Source organism: Kushneria pakistanensis, from assembly GCF_014652795.1.
Taxonomy (GTDB): domain Bacteria; phylum Pseudomonadota; class Gammaproteobacteria; order Pseudomonadales; family Halomonadaceae; genus Kushneria; species Kushneria pakistanensis.
In genome coordinates, this window is sequence record NZ_BMZM01000003.1 from 212,923 (window position 1) to 235,852 (window position 22,930).

Genomic DNA, 22,930 nt, shown 5'->3' on the forward strand with positions numbered 1-22,930 from the left:
AAGGCTTCTCGCTGGAGATAACCACGATGCGCGTTTTTCTGGTAGCCGGTGAGCTCTCGGGTGATATCCTGGGGGCGACACTGATGCGCGAGCTCAAGCGCCGCCATGAGAATGTGAGCTTTCGTGGCATTGGTGGGCCCCGAATGATCGAGGAGGGGCTTGATAGCCTCTACCCGCTGGAAACCCTTTCCATCATGGGGCTTGTCGAGGTGCTCAAACACCTCCCCAGACTCGTGGGCGTGCGTCGACATTTAAGGCGCGAAGCGCTTGCGTGGCCTGCCGATATCATGATCGGCATCGACGCGCCGGACTTCAATCTGGGCCTTGAAGCACAGCTCAGGGCGCAGGGCATGACCACGGCACACTACGTCAGCCCTTCGGTCTGGGCCTGGCGTCAGGGGCGAGTCAAAAAGATTCGTCGCGCCGTCGACATGATGCTGACCTTTCTGCCCTTTGAGGCCGAGTTTTACGAGCATCACGATGTGCCCGTCCGTTTTGTGGGGCATCCGCTGGCCGAAGAGTTACCGCTGGACAATGACCGCCACCAGGCGCGGCGCGCGCTGGGCCTTGATGACAGTGCCCGTGTACTGGCCGTGCTGCCGGGTTCACGCGGCAGTGAAATCGGCTTCATGACACCCGTGTTTCTCGAGGCCATCCGACTTTTGAGACAGCGCCTGCCCGACCTGGCGGTGGTCATGCCTGCCGCCACGCCCGCGCGACGCCAGGAATTGCTGGCCCACGGGGTGGCGGAGCAGAACATTACGGTGGTAGACGGTCGCGCGTGGGAGGTCATGACGGCGTCCAACGCCGTGCTTCTGACCTCGGGCACTTCTGCGCTGGAAGCCATGCTCTGTCACCGTCCCATGGTGGTGGCCTATCGCATGGCCCCCGTGACCTGGCAGATTGCGCGACGTATGGTCAAGACACGCTGGATTTCCCTGCCCAATCTGATTGCGCAGGAGAGTCTGGTACCCGAATTGATTCAGGATGACGCCACTGGCGAGGCCATTGCGGCAGCCCTGACCCCCATGCTTGAAAACGATATTGAGGCCCGCGCGCTGACCGAGCGTTTTGTTGCCATGCACCGAACGCTTCAACGTGGCGCCAGCGCGCGAGCCGCCCAGGCCATCAGTGAGCTGATGGCCCGGCCACACTGAAACAGCACCTCCCTGGACCCATGAACTTTATTCCCGAAATCATGACCCCGAATGCCGAGCATCCGCCGCTCGTCATTCCCTATCAGGGCTGGCGCCTGGCGGGCGTTGATGAGGTGGGTCGCGGCCCGCTGATTGGCACGGTGGTCGCCTGTGCCGTCATACTCGACCCCGAGCGCCCCATTGAAGGATTGATGGATTCGAAAAAGCTGACACCTGCACGTCGCGAACACCTGGCGCGCCAGATTCGTGACCTGGCGCTGGCGGTGTCGCTGGGGGAGGCCACCTCCGGTGAAATCGATACGCTCAATATTCATCACGCCACGCACCTGGCCATGCGTCGTGCCATTGATGGCCTCTCAATCACGCCTGAATATCTGCTCGTCGATGGCAACCGTCTGCCCGGTCATCACCTGCCGGGTCAGGCCGTCGTCAAGGGCGATGGCCGGGTCGCGGCCATTGCTGCGGCCTCGATCGTGGCCAAAGTCGCGCGCGATGCCCAGATGCAGGCCCTTGATGCCCGCCATCCCGAATACGGCTTTGCCGCCCACAAGGGATATCCGACCCGGGCACATCTGGACGCGCTGGCACGGCTGGGCCCGCTGCCCGAGCATCGACGCTCCTTTCGGCCTGTCAGGGCGCTGCTGCAGGACTGAGTCCTGTAGCAAGTATCTACCTCTTCCTGCCGGACTACTGGTCCGGCAATGGTTCTCATCGGTACCATGGCGTTGCCAGTCCGGTGTTCCCTGAAGTCATTCGTTGACTGATGTTATTAGTTGACTAGAGCGAGCCTGCACCCATGACCACGCCCTTTGTACATTTGCGCCTGCACAGTGAATATTCGCTGACCGATGGGCTGATCCGGCTCAAGGCGTTGACCCAGAAGGCGGTCGACGTTGGTCAGCCTGCGCTGGCGGTTACCGATGAAACCAATCTGTTCGGGCTGGTCAAGGTCTACAAGCAGGCCCAGGCGGCGGGACTCAAGGCGATCGTGGGCAGCGATGTCTGGATCTACAATGCCCAGGACCCCGCGCATCCGTATCGTCTGACCCTGCTGGCCATGAACCAGACGGGCTATCTCAATCTGACCGAGCTGATTTCACGGGCGTGGCAGCATGGTCAGCAACAGGGGCGCGCCTATCTCCACAAGGAGTGGATCTTTGAGCAGAGCGACGGGCTGATTGCGCTCTCCGGCGCCCGCGAAGGCGAGATCGGCCGTTACCTGCTGCACGGGCATCTTGAGACAGCCCGCGAGCTACTCACCGAATGGCAGCGCTTTTTCCCGGATCGTTTCTATCTGGAGCTGCAGCGCACGGCGCGTGAAAACGACGAAGAGTGCCTGCATCTCTCCGTGCAGCTTGCCATGGACACCGGCACGCCGGTGGTGGCTACCAATGATGTTCGCTTTCTGTCGCGCGAGGAATACTGGGCGCATGAGACCCGGGTATCGATTGCCGAGGGCAAGGCGCTGGATGATCCCCGGCGTGAGACGCGTTACACCGAAGAGCAGTATTTCAAGACGCCCGAGGAGATGGCAGAGCTTTTTGCCGACATTCCCGAAGCGCTGGAAAACAGTGTCCATATCGCCGCGCGCTGCAGCGTCGAGATGCGTCTGGGCGAGATCTTTCTGCCCGAGTATCCGGTACCGGAAGGCCAGACCATGGAGGAGTTCTTCTGTGAGCTTTCCCATGATGGTCTGAGCCGGCGTCTGGACCTGCTGTTTGGCGGCGAGCGACCCATCTATCCCGGGCGCTCGCGTGAAGAGCACGAGCCCGAGTATCGCAAGCGGCTGGATTTCGAGCTCAGAATCATCAATCAGATGGGTTTTCCCGGCTACTTTCTGATCGTCATGGACTTCATTCGCTGGGCCAAGCAGAACGACGTGCCCGTTGGACCGGGGCGTGGTTCCGGTGCCGGCTCGCTGGTGGCCTACGCGCTCGAGATCACCGATCTCGACCCGCTGGAATATGATCTGCTGTTCGAGCGCTTTCTTAACCCCGAACGTGTCTCGATGCCCGACTTTGACGTCGACTTCTGCATGGAAAAGCGCGACCGGGTCATCGATTACGTGGCCGACCGCTATGGGCGTAATGCCGTATCGCAGATCGTGACCTTTGGCACCATGGCCGCCAAGGCCGTGGTGCGTGATGTGGCGCGTGCCCAGGGCAAGCCCTATTCGCTGGGTGACAAGCTCTCCAAGCTCATTCCCTTTGAAGTCGGGATGACGCTTGCCAAGGCGCACGAGCAGGAAAGCGCGCTGCGCGAATTTCTGGAAGTCGATGAAGATGCCCAGGAAATCTGGGATATGGCGCGCCGACTGGAAGGCATTACCCGCGGTACGGGCAAGCATGCCGGGGGTGTCGTGATTGCCCCCACCAGCCTGACGGATTTCTCGCCGCTCTTGTGCGACGAGGATGGCAGCGGGCTGATGGTGCAGTATGACAAGAACGACATCGAGGAGGCCGGGCTGGTCAAGTTCGACTTCCTGGGGCTTCGTACGCTGACCATCATCGACTGGGCGCTCGAGATGGTCGATACGGTCCGGGCGCGAAAGGGGCAGGGAGCGCTGGATATCGCCACCATCCCGCTTGATGACAAACCGACCTTTGACATGCTGAAAAAGGCCGAGACCACGGCCGTGTTCCAGCTGGAATCACGCGGCATGAAGGAGCTGATCAAGCGCCTTCAGCCCGATTCGCTGGAGGACATGATCGCTCTGGTGGCCCTGTTTCGTCCGGGGCCGCTGCAGTCGGGTATGGTGGACGACTTCATCAATCGAAAGCACGGTCGGGCGGAGCTTGCCTATCCCCATCCGGATTACCAGCATGAGTGGCTCAAGAGTGTGCTGGAGCCCACCTACGGCATCATCCTCTATCAGGAACAGGTGATGCAGATCGCTCAGGTGCTGGCCGGCTACAGCCTGGGTCAGGCCGACATGTTGCGTCGTGCCATGGGCAAGAAAAAGCCCGAGGAGATGGCCAAGCAGCGCGCCGGTTTCATGGACGGCTGTGCCAACAACGGCATCGATGCCGATCTGGCCGGCAACCTCTTTGATCTGGTAGAGAAATTTGCCGGCTACGGCTTTAACAAGTCGCACTCGGCGGCCTATGGCCTGGTCTCCTATCAGACCGCCTGGCTCAAGGCGCACTATCCGGCACCCTTCATGGCGGCGGTGCTCTCGACCGAAATGGACAACCTGGACAAGGTGGTGCCGTTGATCGAGGAGTGCCGACGCATGGGACTGACCGTGACGCCGCCCGACGTCAACATTGGCAGCTACCGCTTCAGCGTCAACGAACAGGGACAGGTCGTCTACGGGCTGGGCGCCATTCGCGGTGTGGGTGAAGGCCCGATCGGTGCCATTGTCGAGGCGCGTGAAGCTGACGGTCCCTTCCAGGACCTCTTTGACTTCTGCCGGCGCATTGATGGCAAGCGCATGAACAAGCGTACCCTGGAAGCGCTGATTCGCTCCGGGGCACTGGATCATCTGGGCCCGTCGCGCGCGGTATTGTTCTCGGCGCTGGAAGATGCGCTGCGGGCGGCATCACAGAGTCAGAACAACGCCAGCATCGGCATGATGGACATGTTCGGCGAGGCATTCGTCTGCGAAGAAGAAGACGGGGTCGATGTCTACAGCGATCATCGTGGCGCGCGCAACTGGAGTGACCGGGATCGTCTGGCTGGTGAAAAGGACACCCTGGGGCTCTATCTGACCGGCCATCCGATCGATGAGTATGAAGCCGAGCTCAAGCGCTTTGTCTCGACCCGTATTGTTGATCTCAAGCCCTCGCGCGAGCCCCAGCGTGTGGCCGGACTGATCGTGGCCATGCGTACCATGAAGTCAAAGCGTGGCGATACCATTGCCTTTGTCACCCTTGATGACCGTACCAGTCGTATCGAGGCCTCCCTGTTTGGCGAGCTTTATGATCAGGTACGCCAGCACCTGGCGGCGGACCGGGTGGTGATTCTCGAAGGTGAGGTCAGTCTGGACGACTATTCTGGCGGGCTGCGTCTGCGGGCAAAGGAAGTCACCCCCATGGTCGAGGCGCGTGCGCGCTTTGGTGAGGCGCTCGAGATCAGCATTGATGCTACGCGCATCAATGGACGTTTCAGCCGTACGCTCATGGACCGGCTGACGCCACACCTGAATCAGGAGGGGCTGCCCATTCGGCTTCAGTATCGCAATAGTCAGGCCGGCGGTTGCCTCGAGTTTGATCCGCAGTGGCGAGTATCGCCCTGTGATGAGTTGATCACCGGGCTGCAGGAGGGCGTGGAAGGCCATCCCGAGGTCAGACTCTGCTATCGCTGAGGCTCTTGAAACATGGTGGAGACGACATCGCAGAACAAAGGATGTCGTCTCATGGTTGCACCCAACGCCCACAATGGGATAATGGCCCACCGATTCACCGACGCCGTGCGCTGCCTGCCTGTGCCGCGACGGTCCAGGCCGATACTGTCGTGCATGCCCTGCGCTGCTCGCGTTGATGAAAGAGCTCTGTGACGACCCCTATGAATCCCAATTATCTCGACTTTGAACAGCCGATTGCCGAACTGCAGGCCAAGATCGAAGAACTGCGGCTGGTGGGCAACGACAGCAAGATCAACATCAGTGACGAGATTGCCAAGCTTGAGGACAAGAGCCGCAAGCTGACCGAGCAGATCTTTCGCGATCTGACCTCGTGGCAGGTCTCTCAGCTGTCCCGTCATCCCCAGCGTCCCTATACGCTGGACTATCTTGCTGAAATCTTTACTGAATTTGATGAGCTGCATGGTGATCGCAGCTTTGCCGATGATGCCGCCCTGGTCGGTGGTGTCGCGCGTCTTGATGATCGCCCCGTGATGGTCATCGGTCATCAGAAGGGCCGCACGGTCAAGGACAAGGTGCGCCGCAACTTCGGCATGCCGCGCCCGGAAGGCTATCGCAAGGCCTGCCGCCTGATGGAAATGGCCGAGCGCTTTCACATGCCCATCCTGACCTTCATCGACACCCCCGGGGCCTATCCGGGCATCGATGCCGAGGAGCGTGGTCAGAGTGAGGCGATTGCGCGTAATCTGGCGGTCATGTCGCGTCTGAAAACCCCCATCATCTCGACCGTCATCGGTGAGGGTGGCTCCGGTGGTGCGCTGGCGATTGGCGTATGTGATTCGCTGGCCATGCTGCAGTTTTCGACCTACTCGGTCATCTCGCCGGAAGGATGCGCCTCGATTCTCTGGAAAAGTGCCGACCGTGCCTCGGATGCCGCTCAGGCGATGGGCATTACGGCAACCCGGCTCAAGGAGCTGGGCTTTGTCGACACACTGATCGAGGAGCCGCTGGGTGGCGCGCATCGTCACATGGCCGAAATGGGCCGCCGCCTCAAGAGCTCTCTTTTGCACCAGCTTGATGTGCTCCAGGCCATGGATACCCAGTCCCTGCTCGAGCGTCGTTACGAGCGCCTGATGAGCTACGGTGCTCTCGATTGATCGAGGCTGTCATCAAGGGTGCATGCAAAACGGGAAGGCTCTGCCTTCCCGTTTTTGATGGTGAATATTGCCGTGGGTGTCAGTGATCTGCGTGCCTTGTCAAAACCGCCGAGCAGAGAGTGTCCGGTCATGAGGCCATCGCTTGAGGAACGCATTGAGGAGGCCATGGCGGCGCTGCATGCCCGTGCGGCGTCATCCGTGCTCTGGGTGGCACTCTCGGGCGGCCGTGACAGTACCTGTCTCCTGCTGCTGGCTGCACGCGTGGTGCAACGCTACCCCGATATTATCCTGCGAGCCGTTCATATCCATCATGGGCTGCAACCGGCGGCCGATGCCTTTGTGGATACGGCGCGGTGTGTCTGCGAGCAGCTGAATGTCCCCCTTCATGTCGAGCGTGTGTCGCTGGAGGGTTGTGGGGGGCTTGAAGCCGATGCCCGGCGTGCGCGCTACGGTGCGTTTGAAGCGCTGTTGGCACCGGGCGATACCCTCTGGATGGCACATCATCAGGAAGATCAGGCCGAAACACTGCTGTATCGCCTGATGCGGGGCAGCGGCGTGCGCGGACTGGCCGGCATGCCCGCACGCCGGGCGCTGGGCAAGGGCTGGCTTGAGCGGCCGCTGCTTGACGCATCGCGTCACGAGATCGATGCCTGTCTGGCCGGGGAGGCCATCGTCTGGTGTGACGATCCCACCAATGATGAGGACATTCAGGACCGCAACTATCTGCGACATCAAATCATGACGCCATTGGCCAAGCGCTGGCCGGCTGCCGCCGAGCAGATGGCGCGCAGCGCAACCTATCTGCGCGAGGCCGATGAGCTCTTGCAGGTGCTGGCGGAGATGGATCTGGCGGCCCTGGGTGGGGCACCGCATCGTCTGCCACGCGCACCGCTGTGTCATTTGAGTCGGCCCAGACAGCGTCTGGTCATTGATACTGCCCTGAAGCGTCTGGGCCTGGTATCGCCGCCGCGTAACCGGCTGGATACCCTGCTGGATCAGCTGGCCCGTGCCGGCGTAGATCGTCAGATGCAGGTGGTCTGGCCCGGCGCTCAGGCCCGCCTCTGGCGAGAAACGCTTTTTCTGCTGGCTGACAGCGAGCTCCATTCCTCCGATCAGGTATGGTCAATTGAATGGAAGGGTAAAACGCCGGTTGAGACGCCGCTGGGCACTATCAGTGATCGGTTGCAGCCATTGGCAGGTCATGAGGACGTACTGATTCTTGCGCCTCGGGCAGGGGGGGAGAAGCTGCGGTTGAACGGGCAGCACCGCCCGCTCAAAAAGCTGTTGCAGGAGCATGGCATACCGCCATGGCAACGCGGTCGGATCGTGGTTGCGTGGCATGGCAATAGCCTGGCAGGCGTGCTGGGGCCGTTGCCGCTGGCGGCCGATGGCTGGACGCTGGAAAGGGGGGATGCTCACGCCGACTCAGGGTGTGTTGATCAATAGCGCCAGCCCGGCGCTTTGTTGCCACTGCTGCTCCAGCGCCAGATCCTCGCGCAGTAGTTCCGGTATCGGCTGTGGGAAGGTCAGTGACAGGCTTTCATCGTCGGCGTGCAGCTGTGGCTGCCAGTCATTGGCCGGGTCGCGCGTTCGACAGAGCACGACGGCCAGACGCAACAGGCGGGCCAGGCGCACGAGCTCGTTTGAGGGCAGCGCTGCTCGATGTTCCTGAAGCGGTTCGGGCAGCTGGCGACGATGCGCCTGTACCAGCCAGGCAAGTGCCAGCTGATCAGGCAATGAAAAGCCCGGCATGTCGCTGTGGGTAAGCAGGTAGCTGCCATGCTGGTGATAGCGGTTATGGGCCACTCCCAGACCGATTTCATGGACCATGGCGGCCTGTTCCAGCAGCTGGCGGGACTCGCTATCCGGCGCCCATGAAGTGTCCAGCTGATCAAACAGTGCCAGCGCCGTGGCCGCCACGTGCTCGGCGTGCTGACTATCTACCTGATACTGACGCTGCATGTCGCCCAGAGTGGTATAGCGCACGTCATGACGGGTATCGCGCGCCAGCAGATCCAGCAGAACACCATCGCGAAGCGCGCCATTGGTGTGCTGCATGTGCTTCAGATTCATTGCCTGAAAGATCGCGCTTAAAATGGCAATGCCTGCCGGAAACACCCGTGCGCGGTTGCTCTTGAGTCCGGCCATGCTGACCCGATCAAGATGGCCCAGCGCGATCAGGTGCTGGCGTAGCTCGGCCAGACCCTCCCGGGTGATCTCGCCCTTTTTGAGGCGCGGATGGATCGCCCTGAGCGTGGCGGCGGCGGCCTTGATGGTGCCGGAGGTGCCGATGGCCCGCTGCCAGCCCAGCCGACGATAGTGGGTGGTGATATTGGCCAGCTCCAGCAGCGCGGCCTGTTCGGCGCGCTGCATGGTGGTTTCGGTAATGTCGCCGCTTTCAAAGAAGCGCCGGGTGTAGGATACGCAGCCCATTTCCAGACTTTCCAGTGCCAGGGCACGCGTACCGGTCCCTACGATCAGCTCGGTGGACCCGCCGCCGATATCGGCGACCAGGCAATTGTCTGTCTCGTCCTGCCACGCGGTCGAGGCGCCCTGATAGATCAGGCGTGCTTCTTCACGGCCTGAAATGGTCTCGATGCGCTGGCCCAGACACTGCTCGGCGCGAATGACAAAGTCGATGCTGTTGGCTGCCGAGCGCAGGGCATTGGTGCCGACCACCCGCAACCGGTCGACCCGGTGTTCATCGATGATGGTGCCAAACTCTTTCAGGCATGCCAGGGCGCGCATCATGACCTGCTCGTCAAGCTGTCCCTGATCATCAAGCCCGGCGGCCAGCTGTACCTTGCGGCTGCACTTTTCAAGCTCGGTAAAATAGCCGTTTTCGGCATCCACGATCAGCAGGTGGAAGCTGTTGGAACCCAGATCCACGGCGGCCAGGCGCAGGGGGCCGGAGGAAGGGATTGTCTGAAAATGCGTCATGTGCCGATATCCATGGCGTTGCTGGCCTCGCAGGGCTTGCGGGACAGGACCATCCGGTCAGGTAGTGGTTCGCCAAAGAGTGATGTCAGGCTGATATCATGTCAATTGCTTAAACGGGTGCGCCTGCCTGCAATGCAGGCCAGGGCACGCGCCAACGAGGGAAAGGCATGAGCACGATCATTGATCTGGATGAAAACCGTTTTGAGCAGGACATTGCCGACAGACATGAGCCGGCACTGGTGGTGGTGACGGCCGAGTGGTGTCGTCCGTGTCGTACGCTGATGCCGGTACTGGAAGAGGCGGCGGGGCACTACGCCGATCGCGTGAAGGTCTACCGTGTCGATATCAATGCCTCGCCGGCGCTGGCGGTACGTCTGGGCGCCAGAGGGGTGCCGACACTGTGTCTATTCATTGATGGCTCGCTTGAGACCACGCGCGTCGGTGCGCTTTCCCGGGCTCAGCTACGACAGCTCCTTGATGAGCACCTGTAGAATACGACGTCGACCCGAGTCGCCAGAGCCGGCGATTCCCGAGGCAACGAAAGGGCTTGCGTCGACGATCAGCGTTGTCTAACATCGGTGCGTTCGCCTGATTTCAGCTGCTTTCCAGCCGCCGAGCGAGCCACCAGGGTCATATTGCTTTTCTCCCAGTCTGCCACGCCATTTCTCAAGCAGACGAACGGACCCTGATGCTATCGGTGCTGAACTCGGGTTTTACCGTCATATTACTTCTTTCCTTCGAACGAGGCGCTTTTCGGGTCCATCTCCATTGCCGGGTTTTCAATAACTCTCTGGCGTCGAGACCCCGCGGGCTCTGACTACAATCAGGCGGTGTTCAAAATACCGTTTCCTGTCCCGGCCGCATCTCTTACAGCCATGCTGACTAAAGCGATTTCCGAAACAAGCCGATGAATCTAACCGAACTCAAGCAAAAGACTGTTCCCGAGCTGTTGGAAGTTGCCCAAGAAATGGGCATCGACAATCTGGCTCGTTCGCGCAAGCAGGACATCATCTTCGCCATCCTCAAAAAGCACGCCAAAAGCGGTGAGGACATTTATGGCGATGGCGTACTCGAAATCCTTCAGGATGGCTTTGGTTTCCTGCGCAGCGCCGACTCTTCCTATCTGGCCGGCCCCGATGACATTTATGTCTCGCCCTCCCAGATCCGCCGCTTCAATCTTCGCAAGGGCGACTCGATCGCCGGCAAGATTCGTCCGCCCAAGGAAGGCGAGCGCTACTTCGCGCTGCTCAAGGTCAATCAGATCAACTTTGATCGACCCGAGAACGCCAAGCACAAGATCCTGTTTGAAAACCTGACGCCGCTGTTTCCTCAGGAGCGTCTGGTCATGGAGATCGGCAACGGCTCCACGGAAGACATTACCTCGCGCGTCATTGATCTGACCTCGCCGATCGGCAAGGGCCAGCGTGGCCTGATCGTCTCGCCGCCCAAGGCGGGCAAGACAATGATGCTGCAAAACATCGCCAACTCGATCACCCGTAACAATCCCGAATGTCACATGATTGTGCTGTTGATCGATGAGCGCCCGGAGGAAGTCACCGAGATGTCGCGTACCGTACGCGGCGAAGTCGTGGCTTCAACGTTTGACGAGCCGCCGGCCCGTCACGTGCAGGTCGCCGAAATGGTGATCGAAAAGGCCAAGCGTCTGGTCGAGCACAAGAAGGATGTGGTGATTCTGCTCGACTCCATTACGCGTCTGGCCCGTGCCTACAACACGGTTGTGCCGTCTTCCGGCAAGGTATTGACCGGTGGTGTGGATGCCCACGCCCTTGAAAAGCCCAAGCGCTTTTTTGGTGCGGCCCGTAATATCGAAGAGGGCGGCAGTCTGACCATTCTGGCCACTGCGCTGGTGGATACCGGCTCCAAGATGGACGAAGTCATCTTCGAGGAGTTCAAGGGTACCGGCAACATGGAAGCGCATCTGGACCGCAAGCTGGCCGAGAAGCGCGTCTACCCAGCGCTCAATATCCGCCGCTCCGGTACACGTCGTGAAGATCTGATTGCCTCCGAGGATGAAATGCAGCGCATGTGGATCCTGCGCAAGCTGCTCAATCCGATGGAAGATGTGGCGGCCACCGAGTTTCTGATCGACCGCCTGAAGGATACCAAGACCAATCTGGAATTCTTCGAGGCCATGAAGCGCCGCTAAGGCGCTGCAGGGTGTGACGGGCGTGCGATGAGGACGCCTTCATGAGAGGGGCAGCATGCTATGCTGCCCCTTTGCTTTATTACGGGAGCAGGACCGGGCATGAAGTATCGCGATCTGCGGGAGTTTATCCAGAAGCTTGAACAGATGGGGGAACTCAAGCGTGTCACCGTTGAAGTGGATCCCTATCTGGAAATGACCGAGATATGTGATCGCGTGCTGCGCGATGAAGGGCCGGCCCTGCTGTTTGAAAACGTACGCGGCAGTCGCATGCCGGTACTGGCCAATCTGTTTGGCACGCCGCGCCGTGTCGCGCTGGGTATGGGACAGGACAGCGTCAGTGCCCTGCGTGAGGTCGGTGAGCTTCTGGCCTTTTTGAAGGAGCCTGAACCGCCCAAGGGCTTTCGTGACGCCTGGCAGAAGGTGCCCATCTTCAAGCAGGTGATGAGCATGGGGCCGCGACACGTTAAAAAGGCGCCCTGTCAGGAAGTCGTGCTCGAAGGGGACGACGTGGATCTGGACGCCATCCCCATTCAGCACTGCTGGCCGGGCGATGCCGCGCCGTTGGTGACCTGGCCCCTGGTCATCACGAAGGGACCGCACAAGGAACGTCAGAATCTGGGGATCTATCGTCAGCAGAAGCTTTCGAAAAATCGCCTGATCATGCGCTGGCTGTCTCATCGTGGTGGGGCGCTGGATTTTCGTGACTGGCAGCAGACCCATCCGGGCGAGCCCTTCCCCGTGGCGGTGGCGCTGGGCGCTGATCCGGCCACCATCCTCGGCGCAGTGACGCCGGTTCCCGACTCGCTTTCCGAATACGCCTTTGCCGGGCTTTTGCGCGGTTCAAGGACCGAGCTGGTCAAGTGTCATCACGCCGATCTCAGCGTGCCGGCGAGTGCCGAAATCGTGCTGGAGGGCCATATCTACCCCGATGACATGGCACCGGAAGGCCCCTTTGGCGACCACACCGGTTATTACAACGAAGTCGATACCTTCCCGGTCTTCACCGTTGAGCGCATTACCCATCGCCGCGATCCCATCTATCATTCCACCTATACCGGCCGCCCGCCGGATGAGCCGGCTGTGCTGGGCGTGGCGCTCAATGAGGTCTTTGTGCCCATCCTGCGTCGCCAGTTCCCGGAAATCGTGGATTTCTACCTGCCACCCGAAGGGTGCTCGTATCGCCTGGCCGTGGTGTCGATGAAAAAGCAGTATCCTGGACATGCCAAGCGCGTGATGATGGGCGTCTGGAGCTTTCTGCGTCAGTTCATGTACACCAAGTTCGTGATCGTGGTGGACGATGACGTCAATACCCGTGACTGGAAGGATGTGATCTGGGCCATCACCACCCGCATGGACCCGGCGCGTGATACGGTCATGGTGGAGAATACGCCGATCGACTATCTCGACTTTGCCTCACCGGTCAGCGGTCTGGGCTCCAAGATGGGCCTTGATGCGACCTCCAAGTGGCCGGGCGAAACCCAGCGCGAGTGGGGCACGCCCATTGTCATGAGCGATGAAATCAAGACCCGCGTCGATGAGCGCTGGGACGCCTACGGCATCAATACCTGAGCGCCCGGCGCCTCGGGAGTTACTGACATAATGCATTGCTGCATTGCTATCGATTGAAGGAAGCACCATGCCTGCCAGGACGCTGACCTGTAGGGTCGAGACCATGGAAACGCTATCGGCCGATGTCTATCGCCTTTTTTTGCGTGGCGACCCCCAGCAGATTCTGTTTGCCCCGGGTCAATACCTGACGCTGGTGGTACAGGGAAACCATCTGCCGTTTTCAATTGCCAATGCGCCCAATGGCGAGGGCATTCTGGAGCTGCACGTGCAGTATATTGCCAGCAGCGATAATGCCCGGGCGCTGTTTGAACAGCTTCACGTGGGCGCCGAGATCGAGGTATCGCTGGCCGGGGGGGAATCCGTACTGGAACTGGATGATCCACGCCCGTTGCTGTTGATTGCCGCCGGTACCGGTTTTGCGCAGATGAAGTCGATCATCGAGGCCTCGCTTGCCGTCCATCCCGAGCGGCCCATTCATCTGTGGTGGGCGGCGCGTGCCCGTAGTGAGCTTTATATGGAGTCGCAGGCGCGCCACTGGGCCGAGCAGTTTGAGCATTTCAGCTTTACGCCGGTGGTCGAGCTGCCGGGTGAAGAGGATTTTGATGGCGTGGTCGAGCGTATCGACAATGCGCTGCATGATCGGGTCCAGCGCGCTGATGAGGCCAGTATCTTCATTGCAGGCTCTCCCGGCATGGTATACGCCGTGGTGGATACGCTGGCGCGCATCGAGCCCATGGCCAAGCGGATCTTTTCGGATGTCTTCAGCTACGCGCCCCGAACGCAGGGGCAGGGCGACGTGTCATGAGCCAGGCCCCCATCCTGGTCACCGGGGGCGGTCAGCGGCTGGGTCGCTACTGTGCCGAACGCCTTCATGATGATGGGCATCCGGTCATTATCACCTACCGGCGCGAGCGTCCCGCCATCGAGGCACTGCGGGCCCGGGGCATTACTGCGCTGTATGCCGATTTCTCCAGTGAAGCGGGCATTCTGGATTTCATTGCTCGTCTGAAGGCCCACACCGGTGCCCTCAGAGCCATTATCCACAATGCGTCGCACTGGCAGCGTGATGAGGACAGTGCCTCATGTGGGAGTGATTTTGCCCTGATGTTTCAGGTCCACATGCAGGCGCCCTATCTCATCAATCTGCATGCCCATGCACTGCTGATGGCCTGCCCGGAGCCGATGCGCGACATTATTCACATCACGGACTACAGCGCCGCTCACGGATCAAAAAAGCATATGGCCTATGCGGCCACCAAGGCCGGTCTCGAGAATCTGACCCTGTCGATGGCCGGGCGCTTTGCCCCCGATATCAAGGTCAACGCCATCGCACCGGCAGGTATCATGCTCAACGCCGATGATGGAGATGACTATCTGGCGCATCTCAACAGCCGCTCGGCACTGCCGGCCGTGCCGGGGCCCGGCGTGATCTGGCAGGGCGTGCGCTACCTGCTGGATAGTCCTTTTGTCACAGGCGCCACATTGCCTGTTGACGGCGGGCGTCATGTGAAGTGAACTGGCTGTGGCGATCGATTCGCCAGGCAACAATTGCCAGACAACAATCACATGCTCAAACATCGGTGTTTCAACGACCGTGACAGGTGGCCCTCATGACATCGCCGTCGACGCTATTGAAGGATCGTGCATTGCTGGTCGGTATCGTGGCAGGTATCGTCATCATATCGCTGGCGGCAGCGCTACCGGCGCTGTTTATATGGAAGGAGTTTCTCATCTGAGCGCGGCATGCTAGTCTCGGATGATCGAGTGCGGCGCCGCTGATGCCGCAGTATTGAACCAGAACGTGTTCTCAGGATAACTTGGCATGTTGCAGCTCATGTTCAATGACACACTGACACCGCTGGCCCAAAGGGCTGCAGCGATGTCTTCGTGTGTCTCGAACATGTCCGGTTATCCCGTGGGTTATTGGTTTAGAGACAGGCACGCCTGAGCATCAGGGCGTGCCGGTGTCTACCGTGCTGCCCACCCAGAAAACCCCCGGTCGGCAGTACGCCACCGGGGGTTTTTTGTTTTTCATGTGACGGGCGAATGATCCAGTCGCCATCAGGAGAGCAGCATGACCATGACTTATAACAACTATTTGACCAGTGACTGGCGATTTAATCATGCGCTGGCGGCGTTTCGAGCGCTAACCGCCGGCCTGGCGATACAGGGCGCTCTACATCCCCCCTTGTTACGCTGTTAAAGGAAAGAAAAGAGATCATGAACGCCTCACTGCATACCAATGTTGCCCCGATGGATGCCCGCTCAGCCGATGCCAGCGGCAAGGTCAGCACTGCAAGAACGCTGCCCACTGCGCAGGCTCTCAAGAACGCCATTGCCCTGGATCGTACCTTGACGGATCAGATCACGGCCCAGCGTGATGCGATCAGGGCCATTCTGGACGGACGTGATTCCCGGTTGCTGGTCGTGACGGGACCCTGTTCCATCCATGATCGCGACAGTGCGCTGGAATATGCCCGGCGCCTGAAGGGACTGGCCGATGAGGTGGCTGACACCATGCTGCTGGTCATGCGGGTGTATGTGGAAAAGCCACGGACGACCGTCGGCTGGAAGGGGCTGGTGTATGACCCCTGCCTTGATGGCAGCGACAATATGGCAGAAGGGCTTGCCACCACGCGCAGGCTCATGCGTGATATCACGGCATTGGGACTGCCGATTGCCTGCGAACTGCTTCAGCCCATGTTGAGCGCCTACATGGATGATCTCATTAGCTGGGCCGCTGTCGGGGCGCGTACCACCGAATCACAGATTCACCGCGAAATGGTCAGTGCCCTGCCCATGCCCACCGGGTTCAAGAACGGCACTGATGGCGGCATTCAGGTCGCCATCGATGCCATGGGCGCCAGCCGGCACGGGCACCGCTACCCGGGACTGGATGAGAACGGTCTTCCGGCGCTGCTGCACTCCAGTGGCAATGCGCATACCCATCTGGTGCTGCGCGGTGGTCATGGTGGCCCCAACTACGATGAACAAAGTGTTGAAAGGGCCAGCCGTGCGTTGCAGGCGGCCGGCGTTTCGACGGCCATCATGGTGGACTGCTCCCACGCCAACAGTCACAAGGATCCCGCCCGACAGCCTCTGGTACTCGATGAGGTCATTCGCCAGCGACTGGCGGGCGCGACATCGCTGGTCGGGGTGATGCTTGAAAGCCATCTGGAAACCGGCAATCAGCCCATCAGCGACACCCTGCGCTACGGCGTCTCCGTGACCGATGGCTGTCTGGGCTGGACGGACAGCGAGCATCACCTGCGCCTGGCCGCGCGGCGCCTGTCCGAGCGACTTCTGGTAGAACAATACGCCTGAGTCTTTCGGCGCTCTTGAGTGAAGGTGAAAACGCCCGGGCACTGCAGGTGCCCGGGCGTTTCGATGGTCCTGCAGCTTGATTCCGTTCGGTTGCCGACTTGATTCAGGGCCTTGCGGCATAGGCGTACAGCAGGGTTTCCTGGGCGCTGATGGCGGCTTCATCCTTGCCCGGGCAGCGCTTTTCATAATGGCCGTCCGATTGAAGCGTCCAGCTCTGGCAGTTGTCCAGCATATAGGTATCGAGATCCTTTCTGACCCGCTGGGCAAGCTTTCGATCCAGCAGGGGAAAGCAGGTCTCTACCCGATGGAACATGTTGCGCTCCATGAAGTCGGCGCTGGAGCACCAGGTCTCGGCCTTGCCGGCATTGTGAAAATGAAAGACACGGGTGTGTTCCAGAAAGCGTCCCACCACCGATCGCACCGTGATGTTATCGGACACCCCTGGTACCCCCGGGCGCAGACAGCAGGTGCTGCGAATGATCAGCTGGCAGATAACGCCGGCCTGGGAGGCCCGATACAGTGCCTGAATCAGTTTGGGCTCTGTCAGGGCATTGCACTTGATGGTCAGCATGGCCTTGCGTCCCTTGCGGGCGTGCGCGGTTTCGCGATCAATCAGCTCCATCAGTCGACGATGCAGCGTAAAGGGAGCGTGCAAAAGGTGTTCGGTGTGGCGCGGCTCGCCCATGCCCGACAGCTGCTGGAAGACATGATGCACGTCTTCGCACAGCATCTCGCGCGCCGTCAGCAGGCTGTAGTCGGTATAAAGCTTTGCCGTTTTTGAATGATAGTTGCCGGTGCCCATATGGGCGTAGTGACGAATGCGGCCTGCTTCGCGGCGCACGATATGCAGCATCTTGGCATGGGTCTTGTAGGCCATGACGCCATAGATCACGTTGGCGCCGGCCTCCTGAAGCCGGGAGGCCAGAGCAATATTGTCGGCCTCGTCAAAGCGGGCACGCAGCTCGATCACCACCGTGACCTCCTTGCCGCTGCGCGCTGCATCGATCAGCGCACTGACCACGCCGGACTCGACACCGGTGCGATAGAGCGTCTGTTTGATGGCCAGCACGCTCGGATCACGGGCGGCCTCGGCCAGCCAGTTTTCGATAACCCCGAACGACTCCCACGGATGCAGCAGCAAAATATCCTGCCGACTGATCAGATCAAACAGGCTCTCGTCCTTGCGAAGCGCCTTTGGCAGGCCCGGCACGAACGGCGTATAGCGCAGATCGGCGCGTTCGCTGTCACCGATCATGGCCATCAAACGGCTCAGATTGACCGGACCATCAACCAGATACAGATCCTCATGCTCGAGCCGGAACTGCCTGAGCAGAAAGTCGCTCAGGTGCGCAGGGCAGTTGTTGGCCACTTCAAGACGTACGCCGTCTCCATAGCGTCTGGCCAGCAGCTCGCTCTTGAGGGCGGAGGCAAGGTCCGAGACATCCTCGGTATCCATGGCAAGGTCGGCATTGCGGGTCAGGCGAAACTGATAGCAGCCCCGCACTGTCATGCCGGGGAAAAGCTTTTCGGCATGGGCATGAATCATCGAGGAGAGAAAGACATATTCCTGATGGCCCTCGCGCTCCAGTTCCTTCGGCAGCCTTATCAGGCGGGGCAGGGACCGGGGCGCCGGAATAATGGCCATGCCGCCTTCACGCCCGAAAGCGTCGCGCCCCTCCAACTCGACAATGAAGTTGAGACTCTTGTTGACCAGCCGGGGGAAGGGGTGAGAAGGGTCCAGGCCGATGGGGCTGATGACCGGCATGATCTCGTCATCGAAATAGGCGCCGACCCACTCCTTTTGCGCCTTGCTCCAGGTGTTGCGCCGCAGAAAGTGAATGCCACGCTCGGCCAGTGCCGGAATGAGCTGGGTGTTGAGAATATGGTACTGGCGCTCGACCTGTTCGTGTGCGCTTGTGGCGATCTCGTGGAAGACGCTGGAGGTCGAGTGGCCATCCATGCCGGCCTCTTCATTGCCATAGGCCATGCGCCGCTTGAGCCCTGCGACACGGATCTCGAAGAATTCATCCAGGTTGGAAGAAAAGATCAGCAGGAACTTGAGCCTTTCCAACAGGGGATGGGTCTCATCAAGCGCCTGTTCCAGAACGCGAATATGGAATCTCAGGGTCGATAGTTCGCGATTGAAATAAAGCCCTGCGTCATCCAGGTCGCGCGCGGCGTTGGCCGCGGCTCTGGCGCGAATGCCGGCATGTGTGTGATTGATTCTCAGCGCGGCAGTCGGGTCATTTTCGGGTGAGGCTGGCGTTTCAGACGCCGGAACAGGGGATATCGATGACATCAGAAACTCTCCGGGAAATGACATGTGGCCCTGCAGGAAGGGACCGCATCCACCAGTGTGAGAAACTCTCATGACGTTTTTATGACAGCCGGTCCGTCTTGAGGGCCTGCGCTGCCTGTTTGGCAAACCAGGTCAGAATACCGTCGGCCCCGGCGCGCTTGAAGCATCGCAGTGACTCCAGCATGACAGTCTCTTCATCCAGCCAGCCGTTGGCAAAGGCGGCCTTGTGCATGGCGTACTCGCCGCTGACCTGGTAGACGAAAGTCGGGACACGCAGCTCGTGCTTGACGCGATACAGTACATCCAGGTAAGGCATGCCCGGCTTGATCATGACGGCATCGGCGCCTTCGCTGATGTCCATAGCGGCCTCATGCAGCGCCTCATGACTATTGGCCGGGTCCATCTGGTAGGTTGACCTGTCGGCACGGGGTGGATGAGCTGTTGAGCCCACGGCGTCACTAAAGGGCTCGTAGTAGCGTGATGCGTACCTGCTGGAGCAGGACATGATGCGGGTATTGACCAGTCCTTCCGCCTCAAGAACATCCCGGATGGCACCAATACGCCCGTCCATCATGTCGGAAGGCGCGATATAGTCGGCGCCCGCTTCAGCATGGCTCAATGCCTGCTTGATCAGCGTCTCGACCGTTCGATCATTGATGACGTAGCCGTGGTGATCGAGGATGCCGTCCTGACCGTGAAGGGTGTAGGGATCAAGGGCAATATCGGTAATGATGCCAAGGCCTGGCCAGGCGGACTTGAGGGCACGAATGGTGTGCGGGATCAGACCGGAAGCATTGTAGGCCTCTTCGGCAAACTCGCTCTTGTGCTCGGCCTCGATGACAGGAAGCAGGGCAATGGCAGGAATACCCAGGGTGACCAGTTCACCGGCTTCCTTCACCAGCTGGTCAATGGAGAGGCGTTCAACCCCCGGCATCGATGCAATGGTGTCACGGCGGTTGTCACCTTCCTGGACGAAAACAGGCAGGATCAAATCATCCACTGTCAGCGTGCTTTCGCGCATCATGCGGCGCGAAAAATCATCGCGGCGCATGCGACGCATACGGGTTTCGGGAAATTTACGTGAAGACATGAAGGTCACGAGATTGCTCCTGAAACGCGAAAGTGACATGAACGAAGACAATTATAATAGCTGGCCTGTCCGGCAGCGGTGACGATTATCGTCGCACCCGATCAGGCCCTGTTTGTTGCCTGTCGCCACTGTCTGCCCGGGAAGGCGGATGTCATGTATCTCATGGGAGCAGCAGCATGAAAAAGCGTGTAGCAGTCGTTATTTCCGGATGCGGATGGCTGGATGGTACCGATGTACAGGAACTGACCATGGTGCTGTTGCGCCTGGATCAGCTCGGGCTTGAATGGAGCTGCTTTGCCCCGGATGTGGCACAACACCATGTCATTGACCATACCAGTGGCGAGGCCATGGAAGATAAGGGCCGCCATGCCATGGTGGAGTCGTGTCGCATGGTGCATGAGCGCGTCTATCCGCTGGAGAAGCTGAAGGCAAAAGAGTTTGGCGCCATCATCATTCCCGGCGGGCATGGCGCCATCAATCAGCTGAGTGATTTTGCTGTCAGCGGTTCCTCCATGCAGGTGCTGGAGCAGCTTGTTTCCCGGCTTCACGAGTTTCATGAATCACGCAAGCCCATCGCCCTGGTCGGCATGGCCGCGCTACTGGTCCCGCGACTCTTTGAACAGGCCATACCGGTGACGCTGGGACAGAGTGCCGAGCTTTCCGGCACCATCAGTGCCATGGGGGGGCTGCACAAGAGCGCTGGCGTGGGCGAGATCGTGGTGGATATCGAGCATCGCGTCCTTACCACGCCTGGCTGGCTCATGGGCAAGCGGCCTTCAGACGTGGCTCAGGGGCTTTTCAAGTTGGTGGAACGGATGCATACGCTGATGGGGCAGCCGCGCTGATGCGCGGCCTGACGCTCAGGTACTGGTGTCATTCATCTCGACATCGTCACGGCCACCGCGTGGGCGGCGAATGAGACGGGCGAAGAGAATGCCCACTTCAAACAGTAACCACATCGGCCCGGCCAGCAGTGTCTGCGAAATGACATCGGGCGGGGTCAGGACCATGCCCACGATAAAGCAGCCAATGACCACATAGGGGCGTTTGGCCGATAGGGCCTGTACCGTGGTGGCGCCGGTCAGGACCAGCAGAAAGGTGGCTACCGGAATCTCAAAGGCCAGTCCAAATGCCATAAAGAGTTTGAGCACGAAGGAAAGGTAGGCATTGATGTCGGTCATGATCTGAACATCAGCCGGCCCGGCCGTGGTGAAAAACTGAAACAGCAACGGGAATACCACGTAGTAGGCAAAGGCCGCCCCGCCATAAAACAGCAGCACGCTTGAGCCCAGAATGGGCAGGGCCAGTTTCTTCTCATGGGCATATAGACCCGGCGCGATAAAGGCCCAGGCCTGATAGAGCACAAAGGGAATGGCCAGAAACAGCGAGACAATCAGTGTCAGCTTGAAAGGGGCCAGAAAGGGTGAGGCGACTTCCGTGGCGATCATCTGTGAGCCGGGCGGCAACAGCGCCATGAGCGGCTCGGCCACAAAGGTATAGATCTGGTTGGAAAAGGCGTACAGCGCCGCAAAGGCGACCACGATGACGATCATGGCGCGCAGCAGGCGTGAACGCAGCTCAATAAGGTGATCGATCAGCGGTGTCTGCGGCTGATTATCGTCCTGTGGGCTCATCGATCGTGGTTATCCCTGTCATGGCTGTCCGAGGCGGCGGGCCGGGAAGGGACCGTATCGGACTTTTTCTGCTCTCTGGCGGTGGCCTCGGAGGCCGGCGCCGGGGCGGTCGCGGGGTCAGCGGTATGCGCGTGACGATCCGGCGCCGGTGCTGTCGATGGATCGGCACCAGGCGCGTGATGGTCCTGCGTTGGCCCGGGATCGGGCACCTCGCTTTGCCGGTCTGACGCCCCATCCCTGGAAAGCGCCCTGTCCGACAGCTTTTTGCTGCTGGCGGAAGGGTCATCTCCCACACTTTCGATATCGTCCCTGGCCTTTTTCAGGCCCTGCTCGAAGCGGTCCTGCTGACTTTTCATCTTGCGCTGCAGCTCTTCGGTCTCGAGCTGCGAGGTGATTTCCTGCTGAACATTGGCCACCGTGCGCTTGATCTTTCCCAGCCACAGGCCGGCCGTGCGCGCTGCCGTTGGCAGACGCTCGGGGCCCAGAACCACCAGCGCAATGGCACCCACGACGATCAGCTCAGGGAAACTGATATCAAACATGTAGGATTATTTCCGGGTGTCTTCTTTTTCGCGCGTGTCCGTATGGCTATCGATGGTCTCGTGGCCCGCGGTGTCGTCATGCTTGACGCGCTGCTGTGGTTTGCTGGTCGTCTCGTCATCATCGTTGACGGCCTGCTTGAAGCCCTTGATGGCGCCACCGAGATCACCGCCCAGATTACGAAGCTTCTTCGTGCCGAAAATCAGGATAATGATGCCCAGAACGATCAGAAGCTGCCAGATACTGATACCACCCAACATGGCGTTTCTCCATTGTGTCCGACAGGACACTGTCTTTGATAAATCCGGCGCTGTTTGATACAGCGCCCATCATTGTAATGGTAGGACAGGTAAAAGGGGCAAATGTTAGCCGCCGGTGCGTGATGCCTTTTCCGTCAGTCCCGAGATGCCCTGACGACGTGCCAGCTCTTCAAGCACGTCGCGATGGTCCAGACCCAGATGCGACAGCATCACCAGCGAATGAAACCAGAGATCGGCCGTCTCATTGATCAGTGCCTGGCGGGTTCTTTCATCACCATGCTCGGCGTCGCGGGCGGCCAGGATGGCTTCGACCGCTTCTTCGCCCACCTTTTCCAGAATCTTGTTCAGACCGCGCTGGTGCAGGCCAGCGACATAGGACGTATCAGCGTCACCGTGGCGCCGGTCGGCCAGGCTTTGATCGAGCTGATCGAGAATAGTGCTCATTGAGATGTGTTCCTGAGTCATCATGGCTAAGCGTGTTCAGGACGAT

At 59.9% G+C, this 22,930-nt stretch carries 20 protein-coding genes; 13 read left to right on the forward strand and 7 right to left on the reverse strand.

Annotated elements, in window-relative coordinates:
* The first annotated feature begins 26 nt into the window (after positions 1–26).
* From lpxB to tilS, 5 genes are all read left to right on the forward strand, one after another.
* A complete protein-coding gene (lpxB, locus tag IE123_RS11455; protein ID WP_189518328.1) occupies positions 27–1,157 on the forward strand; it encodes a lipid-A-disaccharide synthase in 1,131 nt (376 codons plus the stop codon).
* A 20-nt stretch (positions 1,158–1,177) separates the two neighbouring features.
* Positions 1,178–1,810 carry a ribonuclease HII gene (gene rnhB / locus IE123_RS11460; protein WP_229819721.1) on the forward strand — a complete coding sequence of 211 codons (633 nt, stop codon included), beginning with the start codon at positions 1,178–1,180 and terminating at the stop codon, positions 1,808–1,810.
* Positions 1,811–1,953: 143 nt separating this feature from the next.
* Positions 1,954–5,463, forward strand: coding sequence for a DNA polymerase III subunit alpha (gene dnaE / locus IE123_RS11465; protein ID WP_189518330.1), 3,510 nt, complete (start codon positions 1,954–1,956; stop codon positions 5,461–5,463).
* 200 nt (positions 5,464–5,663) lie between these two features.
* Entirely contained in the window at positions 5,664–6,617 is a 954-nt protein-coding gene (gene accA, locus IE123_RS11470) for an acetyl-CoA carboxylase carboxyl transferase subunit alpha (protein WP_189519101.1), read from the forward strand.
* A gap of 129 nt (positions 6,618–6,746) precedes the next feature.
* A complete protein-coding gene (tilS, locus tag IE123_RS11475) occupies positions 6,747–8,063 on the forward strand; it encodes a tRNA lysidine(34) synthetase TilS (protein WP_189518331.1) in 1,317 nt (438 codons plus the stop codon).
* Here tilS and IE123_RS11480 read toward each other — a convergent pair.
* The gene (locus tag IE123_RS11480) at positions 8,043–9,557 is read right to left on the reverse strand and encodes a Ppx/GppA phosphatase family protein (protein ID WP_189518333.1); all 1,515 of its coding nucleotides are present in this window, start codon (positions 9,555–9,557) and stop codon (positions 8,043–8,045) included. The two genes, tilS and IE123_RS11480, sit on opposite strands and share 21 nt — an antisense overlap.
* 167 nt (positions 9,558–9,724) lie before the next feature.
* On the opposite strand from IE123_RS11480, the gene IE123_RS11485 reads away from it, so the two are divergent.
* From IE123_RS11485 to IE123_RS11510, 7 genes are all read left to right on the forward strand, one after another.
* On the forward strand, positions 9,725–10,048 hold the full coding sequence (locus IE123_RS11485) for a thioredoxin family protein (protein ID WP_189518335.1): 324 nt from the start codon (positions 9,725–9,727) through the stop codon (positions 10,046–10,048).
* Between the two features lie 416 nt (positions 10,049–10,464).
* Entirely contained in the window at positions 10,465–11,724 is a 1,260-nt protein-coding gene (rho, locus tag IE123_RS11490; protein WP_086620628.1) for a transcription termination factor Rho, read from the forward strand.
* Between the two features lie 99 nt (positions 11,725–11,823).
* On the forward strand, positions 11,824–13,293 hold the full coding sequence (gene ubiD / locus IE123_RS11495; RefSeq protein ID WP_189518337.1) for a 4-hydroxy-3-polyprenylbenzoate decarboxylase: 1,470 nt from the start codon (positions 11,824–11,826) through the stop codon (positions 13,291–13,293).
* Between the two features lie 67 nt (positions 13,294–13,360).
* Entirely contained in the window at positions 13,361–14,098 is a 738-nt protein-coding gene (locus IE123_RS11500) for an FAD-binding oxidoreductase (RefSeq protein ID WP_189518339.1), read from the forward strand.
* The gene (gene folM / locus IE123_RS11505; protein ID WP_189518341.1) at positions 14,095–14,808 is read left to right on the forward strand and encodes a dihydromonapterin reductase; all 714 of its coding nucleotides are present in this window, start codon (positions 14,095–14,097) and stop codon (positions 14,806–14,808) included. Before IE123_RS11500 ends, folM begins: the two co-directional genes overlap by 4 nt.
* A gap of 95 nt (positions 14,809–14,903) precedes the next feature.
* Complete coding sequence (locus IE123_RS16265; protein WP_268246954.1) at positions 14,904–15,029, forward strand: hypothetical protein; 126 nt, start codon at positions 14,904–14,906, stop codon at positions 15,027–15,029.
* Positions 15,030–15,513: 484 nt separating this feature from the next.
* Positions 15,514–16,617 (forward strand): 3-deoxy-7-phosphoheptulonate synthase, encoded by a 1,104-nt coding sequence (locus tag IE123_RS11510; RefSeq protein WP_189518343.1) that lies wholly within the window; start codon positions 15,514–15,516, stop codon positions 16,615–16,617.
* A 103-nt stretch (positions 16,618–16,720) separates the two neighbouring features.
* Here IE123_RS11510 and ppk1 read toward each other — a convergent pair whose 3' ends face one another.
* On the reverse strand, positions 16,721–18,916 hold the full coding sequence (ppk1, locus tag IE123_RS11515) for a polyphosphate kinase 1 (protein ID WP_189518345.1): 2,196 nt from the start codon (positions 18,914–18,916) through the stop codon (positions 16,721–16,723).
* A gap of 79 nt (positions 18,917–18,995) precedes the next feature.
* Positions 18,996–20,006: a porphobilinogen synthase gene (gene hemB / locus IE123_RS11520; RefSeq protein WP_373295804.1), complete on the reverse strand. Its 1,011-nt coding sequence runs from the start codon at positions 20,004–20,006 to the stop codon at positions 18,996–18,998.
* A gap of 176 nt (positions 20,007–20,182) precedes the next feature.
* On the opposite strand from hemB, the gene elbB reads away from it, so the two are divergent.
* Entirely contained in the window at positions 20,183–20,851 is a 669-nt protein-coding gene (gene elbB / locus IE123_RS11525; protein ID WP_189518347.1) for an isoprenoid biosynthesis glyoxalase ElbB, read from the forward strand.
* 15 nt (positions 20,852–20,866) lie between these two features.
* Here the strand turns inward: elbB and tatC are convergent, their stop codons facing one another.
* The 4 genes from tatC to IE123_RS11545 form a co-directional block, all read right to left on the reverse strand.
* A complete protein-coding gene (gene tatC / locus IE123_RS11530) occupies positions 20,867–21,640 on the reverse strand; it encodes a twin-arginine translocase subunit TatC (RefSeq protein WP_189518349.1) in 774 nt (257 codons plus the stop codon).
* Positions 21,637–22,182, reverse strand: coding sequence for a Sec-independent protein translocase protein TatB (tatB, locus tag IE123_RS11535; protein ID WP_189518351.1), 546 nt, complete (start codon positions 22,180–22,182; stop codon positions 21,637–21,639). The genes tatC and tatB overlap by 4 nt, the downstream gene beginning before the upstream one ends.
* Before the next feature lie 6 nt (positions 22,183–22,188).
* On the reverse strand, positions 22,189–22,440 hold the full coding sequence (gene tatA / locus IE123_RS11540) for a Sec-independent protein translocase subunit TatA (RefSeq protein ID WP_189518353.1): 252 nt from the start codon (positions 22,438–22,440) through the stop codon (positions 22,189–22,191).
* Positions 22,441–22,545: 105 nt separating this feature from the next.
* Positions 22,546–22,884: a phosphoribosyl-ATP diphosphatase gene (locus tag IE123_RS11545; RefSeq protein ID WP_189518355.1), complete on the reverse strand. Its 339-nt coding sequence runs from the start codon at positions 22,882–22,884 to the stop codon at positions 22,546–22,548.
* Between the last annotated feature and the right edge of the window lie 46 nt (positions 22,885–22,930).